This window comes from Lentzea sp. HUAS12, from assembly GCF_024125735.1.
Lineage (GTDB): Bacteria > Actinomycetota > Actinomycetes > Mycobacteriales > Pseudonocardiaceae > Lentzea > Lentzea albida.
This window is the reverse complement of the sequence record NZ_CP099738.1, coordinates 1,782,249-1,799,405: the sequence shown is the minus strand read 5'-3', so window position 1 is coordinate 1,799,405 and position 17,157 is coordinate 1,782,249. Positions and strand designations below refer to the sequence as shown.

Here is a 17,157-nt window from a genome sequence, read left to right as displayed (position 1 = left end):
GAAGACTCCATGATCAGTTCTGCTCCTCGAGTGCCGCACGGACCAGGTCGTCGACGGACATCTCGTCGATGCCGTCCTGCTCGTCGGTGTCCTCGTCCGCCTGCCCGGCGGCCAGGCGCCGCATCTGGTCGAGGACTCCCGCCTCGCGCAGCCGGGCGATCGGCACGGACGCCAGCAGTTCCCGGAGCTCGGCCTCCTCGTCGTCCGCGGGCCTGACCGACGAGCCGGGGTCGAGTCGTCCGAGCACGTGCTCGGCCAGCAGGGTGGGCGTCGGGTGGTCGAACACCAACGTCGAGTCGAGGCTCAGCCCGGTCGCGGCGTTGAGCTGGTTGCGCAACTCGACCGTTCCCAGGGAGTCGAACCCGAGCTCCTGGAACGGGGTGTGCACCCCGACCGCCTCGACCGTGCCGTGGCCGAGCACGTCGGCGGCCCGCTCGCGCACCAGGTCGAGCACCGCCTCCGCGCGCTTGGCGGGCGGCAGGGCCGCCAGGTCGAACCGCGGCGCTTCCTCGGCCGGCCCCGGCTCCCGGTAGCCGGGCATGTCCCGGAACAGCGGAGCGGGCCGCGGCGAGGTGGTCCCCCGCACCGGACCCACGTCGGCGACCATCGTGACCGGTTCCCCCTCCGCGACCACCTGCCGCAACGCGGTGTAGGCGAGGTCGGGGTCCATCGCGCCGATGCCCGCGCGGCGGGACAGCTGCTCCGCCTTGCCACCCTCGGCCATGCCTCCGCCGGCCCAGGCACCCCAGGCGATCGACGTCGCCGGCAGCCCCGCGGCCCGGCGGCGCTCGGCGAGTGCGTTCAGCACGGCGTTGGCCGCCGCGTAGTTCGCCTGACCCGGGTTGCCCGCGATCGCGGTTCCGGAGGAGAAGAGGACGAAGGCGTCGAGGTCGAGATCGCGGGTCAGCTCGTCGAGCAGCACGGCAGAACCCACCTTGGACCGGAACACGGGGTCGAAGCGGTCCGGGGTGAGCTTGTCCAGCACGCCGTCGTCGAGCACACCGGCCGCGTGCACCACACCGGTCAGGGGGTGTTCGGAGGGGATCGCCGCCAGCAGCTCCCGCACCGCCACCCGGTCGGCCACGTCGCATGCGGCCAAGGTGACCTCGACACCGAGCTCGGTGAGTTCGGAACGCAGCTCTTCGGCGCCATCCGCCTCGGCGCCGCTCCTGCTGGCCAGCACCAGGTGCCGCACGCCGTCCCGGGCGAGGCCGCGGGCGACGTGGCCGGCGACCGCGCCAGTACCCCCGGTGATCAGGACGGTGCCGTCCGGGCGCCACAGCTCGTCCGGCCGCGGCGCGGGAGCGGGCACCAGCCTGCGCCCGAACACCGCGGACGGGCGCACGGCGACCTGGTCCTCACCGTCGAGCCCGGCCAGGACCGCGGCCAGCCCCGCGGCGGACCGGTCGTCGAGCACCTCCGGCAGATCGACCAGACCACCCCAGCGGTCGGGGTGTTCCAGTGCGGCCACCACGCCCAGACCCCAGTGCGCCGCCTGGAGCGGTTCGGCGGGCACGTCGGTGGGAGCCACTGACACCGCGCCCCTGGTGACGCACCACAGGGGCGCGGTGATACCAGCGTCTCCCAGCGACTGCAGCAGCACCGCGGTGTCCGCCACGGTCTTCTCCTCGGCGAGCAGTGAGACGACGCCGTGGAAACCGCCGTCCAGCTCCCGAAGCCGCTCGGCGAGCGCCGCGCGGTCCAGGTCCGCCACCACGAGCTCGACCACCTCGGTGCCGGCCAGCGCGGTGAGCACCGGAGAGCTGTCGGCACCGGCAGGGGCGACGACGAGCCAGCGCCCGGCGGGCCCTGCCTGCGGCTCGACGACGAGCGGCCTCCAGTTGATCCGATACCTCCACCCGTCCACAAGGGAGCGGTCGGTCTGCTCCCGCCTCCACCGCAGCAGGGCGGGCATCACCTCGGCCAGCGCGTCCTGGTCCACGTCCAGCGCGGTCCGCAGGGTGGTGAAGTCCTCCTGGCCGACCGCCTCCCAGAAGGCGTCGTCCTCGCGCCCTGTCCGCTGGGCGGGCGCGGTCGTGGCCTCCGGCCAGTACCGCTCGTGCTGGAAGGCGTACGTCGGCAGGTCGACCCGGCGTGCACCCGTCCCTTCGAACAGTCCCTCCCAAGACACCGGCACGCCGATGACGTGCAGCTGGGCGAACGCGCTCAGCACGGCGGTCTCCTCGGACCTGTCCTTGCGCACGGCGGGCACCGCGACCGCGTCACCGGGCAGCGACTCCGCGGCCAGGGCGGAGAGCACGGAGTCGGGTCCGAGCTCCAGGAACACCGTCGCGCCCGCCTCCGACAGCGCTCGCACGCCGTCGCCGAACCGGACGGTGTCACGCACGTGCCGCACCCAATAGCCCGGTGTGCGGACGTCGGTCGCCAGCTGTCCGGTCACGTTCGACACCACCGGAATCCGGGCAGGTTCGAACGACAGCTCGGCGACCACCTCGGCGAAGTCCGCCAGCATCGGCTCCACCAACGGCGAGTGGAACGCGTGCGACACCCGCAACCTCGACGTCTTGCGGCCCTGCAGCCGCGCGGCGACCGCGTGCACCGCGTCCTCCTCACCGGCGACGACCACCGACGAGGGACCGTTGACCGCCGCGATCGAGACGCCCTCGCCCAGCAGAGCGGAGACCTCGGCCTCGGTGGCCTGGATCGCGAGCATCGCCCCGCCCTCGGGCAGCGCCTGCATGAGCGCGGCGCGCGCGGCGACGAGGCGGCACGCGTCCCGCAGCGACAGCACGCCCGCGACGTGCGCTGCCGCCACCTCGCCGATCGAGTGCCCGCCGACGAAGTCGGGGCGGAGCCCCCAGGACTCCACCAGCCGGAAGAGCGCGACCTCGAACGCGAACAGCGCGGGCTGCGCGTGTCCTGTGCGGTTCAGCGTCTCCTGGTCCGAGCCCCACATCACCTCGCGGAGGCCGGGCTCCCAGTGGGCCAGTACCTCGTCGAGTGCGGCCGCGAACACCGGGAACCGGTCGTACAGCTCGCGCCCCATGCCCACTCGCTGAGCCCCCTGCCCGGAGAACAGCACCGCCAGTTTGCTCGACCGAGCCGCCTCGCCACGCACGACGTGCGGGCTGCGCGCCTCCTGCACCAGTGCGGTGAGTCCGTCGAGCAACTGGTCTCGGTCCGCCGCCACCACGGCGGCGCGCTGTGCGAAGACGGCGCGGGTCGTCGCGAGGGAGAACGCGAGATCGGTCAGTCCGACGTCCACCGCGCTCACGTGCTCGAGCACACGCCGGGCCTGCGCCCGAAGTGCCTCCGGCGTCCGTGCCGACAAGGTGACCGGGAAGGTCCCGCTGACAGCGGGGACGGGAGGTTCCCCGCCCGTGGGCGGCTGTTCGAGCACGAGGTGGGAGTTGGTGCCGCTGGCACCGAACGAGGAGACCGCGGCGCGCCGGGGCCTCCCGGTCTCGGGCCACGGTTCGCTGCTGGTCAGCAACCGGATCGAGCCCGCTGTCCAGTCCACCCCGGACGACGGCTCGGTCACGTGCAGCGTCCTGGGCAGCAGCCCGTGGCGCATCGCCTGGACCATCTTGATCACGCCGGCGACGCCGGACGCGGCCTGGGTGTGGCCGATGTTGGACTTGAGCGAGCCGAGCAGCAACGGCCGATCGCGGTCCTGGCCGTAGGTCGCGAGCAACGCCTGGGCCTCGATCGGGTCTCCCAGCCGGGTGGCAGTGCCGTGCGCCTCGACCGCGTCCACCTCGGACGGGTGGACGCCTGCGACCGCCAGTGCCTTGCGGATGACCCGCTGCTGGGCCGGACCGCTCGGCGCGGTCAGGCCGTTCGACGCACCGTCCTGGTTGATCGCCGAACCGCGGACGATCGCGAGCACGTCGTGCCCGTGGCGCCGCGCGTCGGAGAGCCGCTCCACGACCAGGATGCCGACGCCTTCCGACCATCCGGTGCCGTTCGCCGTGTCGGAGAAGGCCCGGCACCGGCCGTCGGGTGAGAGCGCCCCCATACCGTCGAACTCGATGAGCACGTTCGGGGTGGCCATCACCGTCACGCCACCTGCCAGAGCGAGGCGGCACTCACCGCTGCGCACGGCCTGCACGGCCAGGTGCAGCGCGACGAGCGACGACGAGCAGGCGGTGTCGACCGAGACGGTCGGCCCCTGCAGGCCGAAGGTGTAGGCGAGCCTCCCGGACAGCAGGCTCGCCGACTGCGCGGTCTGCCACTGACCGCCCGGCTCCGCGGACGGGCGGTAGTCACCGCTGCCGCCGCCGACGAACACACCGGTGTCGGTGCCGCGCAGCGAGGCCGGGTCGATCCCGGTGCGTTCCAGTGCCTCCCACGCCGTTTCCAGCACCATGCGCTGCTGCGGGTCCATGACCATCGCCTCACGCGGGGAGATCCCGAAGAACCCGGCGTCGAAGTCCGCGGCGATGTCGAGGTAGCCGCCGTTGGTGGGCGTGCCGCGCGCCATCAGGCCCGCGAGGTCCCACCCCCGGTCGACCGGCAGTCCGCCGATGGCGTCGACCTCACCGCTGACCAGGTCCCACAGGTCCTCGGGCGAGCGCACACCTCCGGGGTAACGGCAGCTCATGCCCACGATCACGACCGGGTCGGTGGTGTCCGCGGTGGCGGTGACGCCCTGGTCGGAGCGTTCCTCCGCCTGGCCACCGAAGAGCTCGCCCAGCAGGAAGCCGGCCAGCTCGGCCGGTGTCGGGTGGTCGAACACCAGCGAGGCGGGCAGGGTCAGTCCGGTCTCGGCGGTGAGCAGGTTGCGCAGGTCGACGGCGGTCATCGAGTCGAATCCGAGGTCGCGGAACGGCCAGTCGTCCTCGATCCCGCCCGGTGAGCCGTGTCCCAGCACCGCCGCGGCCTTGGCCCTGACCAGCGTGAGCAGTGCGGCGCGACGTTCCGCCTCGGTCAGTCCGGCGAGCGCCTCCCGCAGCGGGTTGCTCCGGTCGTGCGCCTGCTCGTCCGGCGCGGGCACGAGGTTCACGAACAGCGGGCCCCGGCGGTTCGCCGCGAAGACGTCCCACTGCACGTGCGCCACGACCAGAGAGCGGCCGTCCGCGCCCGTACGGGCGAGCGCGTCGAACGCCCGCTCCGGCTCCATCGGGGGAAGGCCGTTGTGCCGCAGGTGCGCGGCGGACCGTTCGTCCAACGCGCCCGCCAGCGCGCCCCACGAGACCGACTGACCGGGGAGTCCGCGGTCGCGGCGCAGGCGCGCGATCGCCTCGAGGTAGGCGCCGACCGCCGCCTCCTCCCGCCTGCCGGCGAAGCCCCAGGTCCCGGAGACCGAGCCGCACAGCACGAACCGGTCGAGCGGCCGGTCACCGAGCAGCGCGTCCAGGTCGGCCACGTCGGTGAGCTCCTCGACGAAGTCCCCCGTGACGAACACCGAGGAGGGCGGGAACTCCTCGATCGCGTCCGCGAGCGCGTCCCGCTCCACGAAAACGATCTCGGCGTCGATCTCGGGAAGGTCCACCTCGGCACCGGTCAGGACCAGGCGGGTCGCGCCGCGATCGGCCAGCCAGCGGGCGAGCCGGCGGTCCGCGGTCCCGGCCGCGCCGGCGAGCAGCACCGTTCCACCTGGCTGCCAGGGGTCCGGCGCGACCTCGGCACGGACCAGGCGCCTGCCGACGACGCCGGTGGAGCGCACGGCAACCTGGTCCTCGTCACCACCAGCCGCCAGCACGTCGACGAGCAGGGACAGCACCCGGTCGTCCAGCTCGGCGGGCAGATCGACCAGACCGCCCCACCGCTGCGGCTCCTCGACTGCGACGACCAGGCCTTCGCCCCAGACAGCGGCCTGTCCGGCGCTGCGCAGGCGTTCGATCCGGTCGACTGCGACCGCACCGCGGGTGAGGCACCACAACGGGGCGTCGATCCCGGCCTCGCCCAGGGCCTGGAGCACCGCACCGGGCCAGGCGGTCTCGGCGGGCAGCGCGTCGTCGCCCACGGCCAGGAGGGACACGACCCCGGCGAGGTCGCTGTAGCTCGGCAGCTCGACGGACTCGGACACGCTGACGACCTCGCCACCGAGCGCGTTCGCGACCTCGGACGTCCACGGGTCGTCCTGCCCGGCGGGCACGAGCACCAGCCACTTGTCCGCGGTTCCGGGCGGAACGGGCACCGGCTCCCAGTCCACGCGGTAGCACCAGTCGTCCACTGCGGACCGGCGGATCGGCGCCACCTGCGGCCAGAACCTCTCGCGCTGGAAGGCGTACGTCGGCAGGTCGACGCCGACGGCACCGGTCCCGTCGAAGAAGGCCCGCCAGTCGGGTGTGACACCGGCCGCGTGCAGCCGGGCCAGTGCCGCCACGAGTGCCGCCTCCTCACCACGCCCCTTGCGCTGCGCGGGCACGACGACGGCGTCCTGCGGCAGCGACTCCCCGGCGAGCGCGGACAGCACGGCGTCCGGGCCGAGTTCGAGGAAGGCGGTCACCCCGGCGTCCGACAGGGTCTTCACGCCGTCGGCGAACCGGACGGCCTCGCGGACGTGCCGCACCCAGTACTCGGGCAACCGCATGTCCGTGCCCAGCTCACCGGTCACGTTGGACACGAGGGGAATCCGCGGCGCCTCGAAGGTGAGCTCCGCGAGCACGCGTGCGAACTCCGCGAGCATCGGCTCCATCAACGGCGAGTGGAACGCGTGCGACACCTTGAGCCGGGTGGTCTTGCGGTCACCGAACGCGTCCGCGACCGCCCGCACCGCGTCCTCGGCGCCCGCGACCACCACCGACGCGGGCCCGTTGACGGCGGCGATCGACACGTCCCCGGTCAGCAGCGGCAGGACCTCGGACTCGGTCGCCTGGACCGCCACCATGGCACCGCCGGCGGGCAATGCCTCCATGAGGGCGCTGCGCGCGACCACCAGCCGGCACGCGTCGGCGAGCGACAGCACGCCCGCCACGTGTGCGGCCGTGACCTCGCCGATGGAGTGCCCGCCGACGAAGTCGGGCCGGATGCCCCACGACTCGACCAGCCGGAAGAGCGCCACCTCGACCGCGAACAACGCGGGCTGGGTGAACCCGGTCCGCGACAGCGCCTCGGGGTCCTCGCCCCAGACGACCTCGCGCAGCGGACGGTCGAGGACGAGGTCGAGGTGGGCCGCCACCGCGTCGAACGCCTCCGCGAACACCGGGAAGCGCTCGTGGAGCTCGCGGCCCATGTCCAGGCGCTGAGACCCCTGACCGGAGAACAACACCGCGAGCGACCGCTCGGTGGCGACGTCGCGGATGGTGTCCGCGGTGCCCTCGCCGCGGAGCAGCACCGCACGGTGCCGGAAGGCCGCACGTCCGGTCGCCAGCGTGAAACCGATGTCCAGGACGGACAGGTCGGGGTGCTGCCCGGCGAAGGCGCGCACCCGCTCCAGCTGGGCGTCGAGCGCGGCACGGGTCTTGCCGGAGACCACCCACGGCACCACGTCGGGAGAACGACGCGGTGCGTCGGCCGGACGCGCGGGCGGCGCCTCCTCGACGATGACGTGGGCGTTGGTGCCGCTCAGTCCGAACGCAGACACGCCTGCGCGGCGGGCGTGCCCGTTCCGCGGCCACTCCTGCGGCGCGCGGAGCAGCGACACGCTGCCGGACTCCCAGTCCACGTGGGACGAGGGCTCGTCGATGTGCAGGGACCGGGGCAGGACGCCGTGCCGCAGCGCCATGACCATCTTGATCACGCCCGCGGTGCCGGCCGCGGCCTGCGTGTGGCCGATGTTCGACTTGACCGAGCCGAGCCACAACGGGCGGTCCCGGTCACGGCCGTACGCCGACAGCAGCGCCTGGGCCTCGATCGGGTCGCCCAGCGTCGTGCCCGTGCCGTGCGCCTCGACCGCGTCGATGTCCGCCGGGGCGAGGCCGGAATCGGCCAGCGCCTGCCGGATGACCCTCTGCTGGGAGGGACCGTTGGGGGCGGTGAGGCCGTTCGACGCGCCGTCCTGGTTGACCGCCGAGCCGCGCAGCAGGCCCCAGACCTCGTGCCCGTTGCGCAGCGCGTCGGAGAGCCTTTCCAGGACGAGGACTCCCACGCCCTCCGACCAGGCCGTGCCGTCGGCACCGTCGGCGAACGGCTTGCACCGGCCGTCCGGCGCGAGGCCGCCCTGCGAGGTGAACTCGACGAACGAGCCGGGGGTCGACATCACCGACACGCCACCGGCCAGCGCCAGGGTGCACTCGCCGCCGCGCAGCGCGCGGGTGGCCCAGTGCATAGCGACCAGCGCCGACGAGCACGCCGTGTCGACGGTGACCGCGGGGCCTTCCAGGCCGAGGGTGTAGGAGAGCCTGCCGGACAGCACGCTCGCGGTGGTGCCGGTGGCCACGTACCCCTGCACCTCGTCCCCGGCGTCGGCGAGCAGGTCGGCGTAGTCCTGCCCGTTGGTGCCGATGAAGACACCGGTCTGGCTGCCGCGCAGGGTGGTGGGGTCGATGCCGGCGCGTTCCAGCGCCTCCCAGGCCGTCTCGAGCACCTGCCGTTGCTGGGGATCCATCGCCAGCGCCTCGCGGGGTGAGACGCCGAAGAAGCCCGCGTCGAAGTCGGCGGCGCCGGTGAGGAACCCGCTCTCGGCGGTGGCGGAGTAGCCGCTCGCCAGTGCGGTGAGGTCCCAGCCCCGGTCGTCGGGGAAAGCCGAGATGCCGTCCCTCTCTTCGGACAGCAGGCGCCACAGCCCCTCCGGGGAGTCCACCCCGCCGGGGAACCTGCACCCGATGCCGACGATCGCGATCGGGTCGTCGGCGGCCGAACGGGCCGCACGGACCTCCTGTTCGGGTTCGTCCAGCTCGCCGAGCAGTTCGGACAGCAGGAACTCCGCCATCTCGGCGGGGCTCGGGTGGTCGAACACCAGCGAGGCGGGCAGGGCCAGCCCGGTGGTGGCCGCCAGCGCGTTGCGCAGCTCCAGCGACGTCAGCGAGTCGAAGCCGAGGTCCTGGAACGGCCGGTCTGCGGCTATGGTGCTCGCGTCGGCATGACCTAGGACGGCCGCAACGTGCGCCCGCACCAGTTCCAGCACGCGCCGCGACCGCTCGGCGGCGGGCAGGCCCGCCAGCGAGTCGTCGGCCTGGACCTCGGGCTTGGCTCGCCGGAGCGCCCTGACCTCCGGCAGGTCGGCGACCAGGGGCACGTCGGCGAACGCCGCCCCGAACCTGGTCCAGTCGACGTCCGCGACCATCAGGACGGAGTCGCCGCCCTCGATCGCCTGCCGCAGTGCGCTGATCGCCAGTTCGGGCCGCATAGGCTCGAAGCCGCCGCGGCGCAGCCTGCTCTCCACCCCCGCGGCGTCGACCATGCCCGCGTCGGCCCAGGGGCCCCACGCCACCGAGGTCGACGGCAGGCCGAGGGACCGGCGGTGGTCGGTGAAGGCGTCCAGGAAGGCGTTGGCCGCCGCGTAGTTCCCCTGCCCCGCGGCACCGATGACGCCTGCCGTGGAGGAGAAGGTCACGAACGCGGACAGCTCCGCGCCGATCGTCAGGTCGTGCAGGGCCGTGACCGCGGTCGCCTTGGCGCGCAGCACGGCCGCGAGCGACTCCGGCGTCAGGTCGTCGACCAGACCGTCCTCGATCACGCCGGCCGCGTGGAAGACCGCGGAGAGCGGGAACTGCGCCGGGACGCCGTCGAGCACCGCGGCCAACGCATCCCGGTCAGCGACGTCGCAGGCCACGACGGTGACCTGCGCGCCGAGTTCCGTCAGCTCCCGGCACAGGTCCTCGACACCCGGAGCATCCGGTCCGCGCCTGCTGGTCAGCAGCAGGTGCTCGGCGCCCTCACGGGCGAGCCACCGGGCGACGTGCCCGCCCAGCCCTCCGGTGCCGCCGGTGACCAGCACCGTGCCGGTGGGCCGGAACGCCTCGGCCCCCGGCCGCTCCACCGGCCTGCTGCGCGCCAGCCTGCGCACGAACACCCCGGAGGTCCGGACGGCGACCTGATCCTCGTCGCCGCCCACGACGGTGCCCAGCCGCTGTGCGGTGCGGCGGTCGAGCACCTCCGGCAGGTCGACGAGTCCGCCCCAGCGGCCCGGCTGCTCCAGCGCCACCACGCGGCCGAGGCCCCACACAGCCGCCTGGGCGGGCGACAGCACCTGGTCGGAACGCCCCACGGCGAGAGCGCCGCGGGTGACGCACCAGAGCGGGGCGTCGACGCCCGCGTCACCGAGCGCCTGGACCGCGGTCGCGGTCATCGCGAGGCCCGCTGGCACCTCCGGATGACCCGGCAAGGCACCGTCCTGCACAGCCAGCAGCGACAGGACTCCGGCGAACGGTGTGTCCGCGACCTCCCGCAACCGCTGCGCGAGAGCGGCGCGATCCTCGCAGGGCACCTCCAGGCGGACCACGTCCGCACCCAGTTCTCCGACCAAAGCCTCCTGCCAGTCGTCCGGCGCCGCGGCCGGGGCGAGCAGGAGCCAGGTCCCGGCCGCGGCCCCGCCGCCTCCGGTGACCGGAGTCCAGGACACCTGGTAGCGCCAACCGTCCACAACGGACTGATCACGCCGTGTGCGCCGCCACGACGACAACGCGGGCACCATGGCGCTCACGGTGTCGCCGTCCAGCCCGAGCGACGTGGTCAGCGACTCGATGTCGCCGTGCTCCACCGCCGACCAGAAGGTGTCGTCAGCGCCGCCGAGCGCGGACCCGGTCTCCGGTTCGGGACCGGCGTCCGGCCAGAACCTCTCGTTCTGGAACGGGTACGTCGGGAGGTCGACCCGGCGTCCGCCGGAGCCCGCGAAGAAGGCGTGCCAGTCCACGGCCTGCCCGCGGACGTGCCAGTGCGCGACCGCCAGCAGAACCGACTCGACCTCGGCACGGCCACGCCGCAGGACCGGCGTCATGCCGATCTCCGGCGCCATCCCCGCCAGCACGCCGTCCGGTCCGATCTCCAGGAAGGCCCGCACGCCCAGTGCGGTCAGGCACTCCACGCCGTCGGCGAAACGCACCGCGCGACGCACGTGGTCGACCCAGTAGCGAGCCGTGCAGACCTGCTCCGCCTCGGCCAGAGCGCCGGTCACGTTGGACACGAACGGGATCTCCGGCCGCCGGTAGTCGACGGTCTCGGCGACCCTGCGGAACTCGTCGAGCATCGCGTCCATCAGGGGCGAGTGGAACGCGTGGCTCACCCGCAGCCTGCGGGTGCGGTGGCCGAGGGCCTCGAACCGGGACGCGATGCCGAGCACGGTCTGCTCGACGCCCGCGATCACCACGGCCCGCGGTCCGTTCACCGCCGCGACCGACACCTCGTCCTCGTGTCCGGCGAGCTGCGCCAGCACGTCGTCCTCGGTGGCCTCGACTGCCACCATCGCGCCACCGGACGGCAGTGCCTGCATGAGGCGTCCGCGTGCGGCGACGAGCTTGCACGCGTCGTCGAGGGTGAACACCCCGGCGACGTGGGCGGCGACGAGTTCGCCGATCGAGTGACCCGCGAGGTAGCCGGGCGTGATCCCCCACGACTCGACGAGCCGGTACAGCGCCACCTCGACCGCGAACAGCGCCGGCTGCGTATAGCCGGTCTCGTCCAGGAGAGCGGCCTCCGCGGTACCGGGGTCGGCGAACACGAGCTCGCGCAACGGCCGGTCGAGCTCGGCGTCGAACCGGGCCAGCACCTCGTCCAGTGCGTCGGCGAAGACCGGGAACCGCTCGTACAGCTCACGTCCCGCACCGGCGCGCTGGCTGCCCTGCCCCGTGAAGAGGAACGCCGACGGGCCGGTGGTCGTCCCGGCCTCGACCACGGTGGCCGTCGCCGCGCCGGTGCCCTCGCGCAGCGCCGTGAGGCCCGCCACGAGTTCCTCGGTGTCCTTCGCCACCACGGCCGCGCGCCGCTCGAAGCCGGACCGGGTGGTCGCCTGCGAGAACGCGATGTCGGCCAGGTTCGGCACGGGGTGTGCCGTGACCGCGGACCGCAGCCGGTCCGCGTACGCCCTCAGCGCCTCGTCGGTGCGGGCCGACAGGACCACCGGCACCGAGCCCGGCTCCGGCCGCGCCCCGGGCTCGTCGGCGGCGGGTCCCGCCTCGACGACCATGTGGGCGTTCGTACCGCTGAGGCCGAACGAGGAGATGCCCGCCCGGCGCGGACGCCCGAGCTCGGGCCAGGAGGTCTGCTCGGTCAGCAGCTCGATCGAGCCCGCGGACCAGTCCACGTGGGACGACGGCCGGGTGACGTGCAGCGTCTTCGGCAGGACCCCGTGCCGGAGCGCCTGCACCATCTTGATCACGCTCGCGACACCGGAGGCCATCTGGGTGTGGCCGATGTTGGACTTGACCGAACCCAGCAGCAGCGGGCGTTCCCGGTCCTGGCCGTAGGTCGTGAGCAGGGCCTGGGCTTCGATGGGGTCGCCCAGCGCGGTGCCGGTGCCGTGCCCCTCGACCGCGTCGACGTCGGCGGCGCGGAGCCCCGCGTTGGCCAGGGCCTGCCGGATGACCCGCTGCTGCGACGGGCCGCTCGGCGCGGTCATGCCGTTGGACGCGCCGTCCTGGTTGATCGCCGAGCCGCGGATCACCGCGAGCACCCGGTGGCCGTTGCGCTCGGCGTCCGAAAGCCGTTCCAGGAGCACGATTCCGACGCCCTCGGCGAGGGTCATGCCGTCGGCCGCGTCGGAGTAGGCCTTGCAACGGCCGTCCACCGCGAGCGCCCGCTGCCTGCTGAACCCGATGAAGGCGGCCGGCGTGGACATCACGCTCACCCCGCCCGCCAGGGTCAGCGAGCTCTCGCCCTCGCGCAGCGACTGGCACGCGAGGTGCATCGCGACCAGCGACGACGAACACGCCGTGTCGAGCGTGACCGCGGGTCCCTCCAGGCCGAACAGGTAGGAGATCCGCCCCGAGAGGATGCTCGACAGGGTGCCGGTGACCGCGTGGCCCTCCGATCCCTCGGCGGAGCTCGGGACCGCGGAGCTGTAGTCCTGGTAGCTCGCGCCGATGAACGTCCCGGTCAGGCTGCCACGGGCGGAGCGCGGGTCGATCCCCGCGCGTTCGAAGGCCTCCCACGCGGTTTCGAGCAGCAGGCGCTGTTGCGGGTCCATCGCGAGGGCCTCGCGCGGGGAGATCCCGAAGAAGGCGGGGTCGAAACCGGCGACGTCGTGCAGGAAACCGCCCTGCACCGAGTAGCTCTTGCCCGCGCGGTCGGGGTCGGCGTCGTAGATCGAGGCGGCGTCCCAGCCGCGGTCGGCCGGGAACCCGGAGATCGCGTCTCCGCCGCCCAGCACCAGCTCCCACAGGTCCTCCGGCGAGGTGACCCCACCGGGGTAGCGGCAGGCCATGCCGATGATCGCGATCGGTTCGTCGGAGGTGCCACCGGTCCGGACGGGACCGGTGACCTCGACCGTGCCTCCGGCGATCTCCGCCAGCAGGAAGTCCGCGAGGGCGATGGGGGTGGGGTGGTCGAACACGAGCGTGGCGGGCAGCTTGAGGCCCGTGGCGGCCGTGAGCCGGTTGCGCAGGTCCACCGCGGTCAGCGAGTCGAACCCGACGTCGCGGAACGCGCGCTCCTCGGCCAGGGCGTCCGCGGAGGAGAACCCGAGCACCGTGGCCGCCTCCGTGCGGACCAGGCCCAGCACGGCGCGGCGCTGTTCCACCGACGGCAGGCTCCGCAGGGTGGCGGCGAACCCGCTGTCGTGCGTGCCTTCCTGGTCGGCCTCCTCCACCAGCTTCTGGACCTGGGGCACCTCGTCGAACAGCGGGGTCGGGCGGGCCGAGGTGTAGACCGGGTAGTACCGCTCCCAGTCGATGTCGGCGATCGCCAGCACCGTCTCGTCCTCGACGAGGGCCTGCCGCAACCCGCTCAGTGCGAGCTGCGGGTCCATGAACACGAGTCCGCTCCGGCGGATCTGGTTCGGGTCGACCCGGCCGAGTTCCACGTCGTCGGACCAGATGCCCCACGACACCGCCGTGGCGCGCAGTCCCCTGGCCCGGCGGTGCGCCGCCAGCGCGTTGAGGAACGCGTTGCCGGCGACGTAGGCCGCGTGCTGACCGCTGCCCCACATGCCCGCCGTCGAGGAGTAGAGGACGAAGGCGTCGAGGTCCTCGCCGAGCAGTTCGTCGAGGTTGCGGGCACCGGCCACCTTCGCGTTCAGCACCTCGGCGAAGGCGTCGAGGGTGGTGTCCGCGAGCGAGTGGAGTTCGATGACCGCCGCGGTGTGCACGACGGTGCGGATCACGTGTCCCCCGGCCGCGAGCCGGTCGAGGTGCCCGGCCACCGCCTCGCGGTCCGCGATGTCACAGGCCACGACCTCCGCCGTGGCACCGAGTTCCGCGAGCTCCGCGACCAGCTCGGGCGCCCCGGCGGCGGCGAGACCGCTGCGGTTGGTGAGCACCAGGTGCTCAGCGCCCTGCGCGGCGAGCCAGCGGGCCAGGTGCCTGCCCAGCGTGCCGGTGCCGCCGGTGACCAGCGTGGTCCCCCGGGGCGCCCACTCCCGCGTGGGCGCCTGCCCGCCGGGGGCGGCGGGCACGATGCGGCGGGCGAACGTGCCGGAGGCGCGGAGGGCGACCTGGTCCTCGGCCACCGCGCCGGACAACAGCGCGGCGAGCCGGTGTGCCGCCCGCTCGTCGAGGACCTCGGGCAGGTCCACCACACCGCCGAAGCGGTCGGGGTGTTCCAGAGCCGCCGTCCAGCCCAGGCCGTGCACCATGGCCTGCGCCGGGGAGCTGATCGGATCGGACCGGCCGGTCGACACCGCTCCCCTGGTCAGCAGCCAGAGCGGGGCCTCGCTGTGCTCCAGCGCCTGCACGAGGGTGACCGTGAGCGCGAGTCCCAGCGACATGCACGGCAGCGCGGGACTCGGCTGCTCGGCCGACGCGAGTGCCGACACGACGCCGGTCAGCCCGGACAGGTCACCGAGTCGCTCCACCAGCTCGGTCCGGTCGAGGCAGGAGTCGTCGAGCACGACCTCGCGGACGTCCGCGCCGAGCGCGTTCAGGTGGGCCACCAGGTCGTCCGCATCCCCTGCCGACACCACGAGCCAGTCGCCGGTGAGGGACGAGGCGGTCCTGGCGGCGACGGGGGTCCACACGTCCCGGTACCGCCACGAGTCCACAGTGGACTTGTCGGCCCGCTGCCTGCGCCACGACGACAACGCGGGCAGCACCGCGGCGAGGGACTCCTCGTCGACGTGCAGGCTGGCGGCGAGCAGGTCGAGGTTCTGCTGCTCCACCGCGGTCCAGAACTCCGCGTCGGCGGGATCCGCAGCCGCGGCCGGTTCGAAGAACTGCGGCACCGCCCAGAGGTGTTCGTGCTGGAACGCGTACGTCGGCAGCTCGACGCGGCGCGCGCCGGTCGCGTCGAACAGGCGCGCCCAGTCGACGGGCACACCGCGGACGAAGACCTCCGCGGCCGAGGTGAGCATCCGGGACAGGCCGCCCTGGTCACGGCGGAGCGTCCCGGCCACCACCGCGCGCTCGCCCGCGTCGTCCACGACGTCCTGCACGCCCACGGTCAGCACGGGGTGCGAGCTCACCTCGACGAAGACGCGGAAGCGGTCGTCGAGCAGCCGGCGGATCGCGGGTTCGAACTCCACGGTCTGCCGCAGGTTGCGGTACCAGTACCCGGCGTCCAGCTCAGCCCCGGTGAGCCACTGCCCCGTCACGGTGGACAGGAACGGGATCTCCGGGATCGCGGGCGTCGTCGGCGCGAGGTCGCGCAGCAGTTCGGCTTCGAGGTCCTCGACCTGGGAGGAGTGCGAGGCGTAGTCCACCGCGATCCGCTTCGCGCGGACTCCGGCGGCCGTCAGCCGCTCGACCAGCGTCTCCAGCGCATCGGGCACACCGGACACGACCACGGCGCGCGGCCCGTTCACGGCCGCGACGGACACCTGACCGTCCCACTCGTCCAGCAGGGGTTCGACCTCGGCCACCGGCAGGGCCACCGACACCATCGCGCCGCGACCGGCCAGCGTGCGGGCGATCGCCTGGCTGCGCAGCGCCACGACCCTGGCCGCGTCCGCCAGCGGCAACGCGCCGGACACGCAGGCGGCGGCGATCTCGCCCTGCGAGTGGCCGATCACGGCGTCCGGGACGACACCGCAGGAACGCCACATCTCAGCGAGGGACACCATCATCGCGAACGAGGCGGGCTGCACCACGTCCACCCGGTCCAGCGAGGGCGCGCCCTCCGCTCCGCTGACCACGTCGAGCAACGACCAGTCGACGAACGGTGCCAGCGCGGCGGCGCACTGGGCCATGCGCTCGGCGAACACCGGCGACTCGGCGAGGAGCCGTGCGCCCATGCCCGCCCACTGCGCGCCCTGGCCGGGAAACACGAAGACGACCTTGCCGTCGACATCGGCCGTGCCCGTCACCACGGCGGCCGACGACCCGTTCGCGGCCAGCTCCGCCAGCCCGGCCGAGAGTTCGGCCTGATCCGCGCCCAGCACCACCGCCCGCTGCTCGAACACCGAACGGGAACGCGCCAGCTCGGCGCCCACGTCAACGGGACGGGCGCCCTGCACGGCGAGGAGCCTCTCCGCCTGCGCCCGCAGCGCCGCCTCGGTGCGGGCCGACACGACCAACGGGACCACGGGCAGATCACGAGTCTCCGCGACCTCAACCGGTTCGACGGTGGGGGCCGCCTCCAGCACCACGTGCGCGTTGGTGCCGCTGACACCGAACGAGGACACGGCCGACCGGCGCGGGCGGCCCGTATCGGGCCACTGACGTGATTCCGTCAGCAGTGAAAGCGCACCGGACGTCCAGTCCACGCGCGTCGAGGGCATGTCCACGTGCAGGGTCGCGGGCAGCACGCCGCTGCGCATCGCCATGACCATCTTGATCAGGCTGGCGATGCCCGCCGCCGACTGGGTGTGCCCGATGTTCGACTTCACCGAACCGACGAGCAGAGGCTGCTCCGGGTCACGGTCCCGGCCGTAGGTCGCGAGCAGCGCCTGGGCTTCGATCGGGTCGCCGAGAGGGGTACCGGTGCCGTGCGCCTCCATCGCGTCCACATCGGACGGCGCCAGGCCGGCATTGGCCAGCGCCTGGCGGATCACCCGCTGCTGCGAGGGACCGTTGGGCGCCGTGAGGCCGTTGGAAGCGCCGTCCTGGTTCACCGCGCTGCCGCGCACGATGCCCAGCACCGGATGTCCGTTGCGGCGCGCGTCGGACAGCCTCTCCAGGACCACGACACCGACGCCTTCGGCGAGCGTCATGCCGTCGGCCGCGTCGGAGAAGGCCTTGCACCGGCCGTCGCGGGCGAGCGCCCGCTGCCTGCTGAACGCGA

The 17,157-nt window shown here is 73.5% G+C and carries 1 protein-coding gene (cut by a window edge); it reads right to left on the bottom strand.

The window, feature by feature from the left end; all coding sequences use genetic code 11:
- Positions 1–13: 13 nt before the first annotated feature.
- Positions 14–17,157 carry the 3' portion of a type I polyketide synthase gene (locus ND450_RS07775; protein ID WP_253325480.1) on the bottom strand. Its footprint extends 15,268 nt past the window's final position, so the window shows 17,144 of its 32,412 coding nt (coding positions 15,269–32,412); the start codon falls outside the window, past its right edge; it ends in the stop codon at positions 14–16.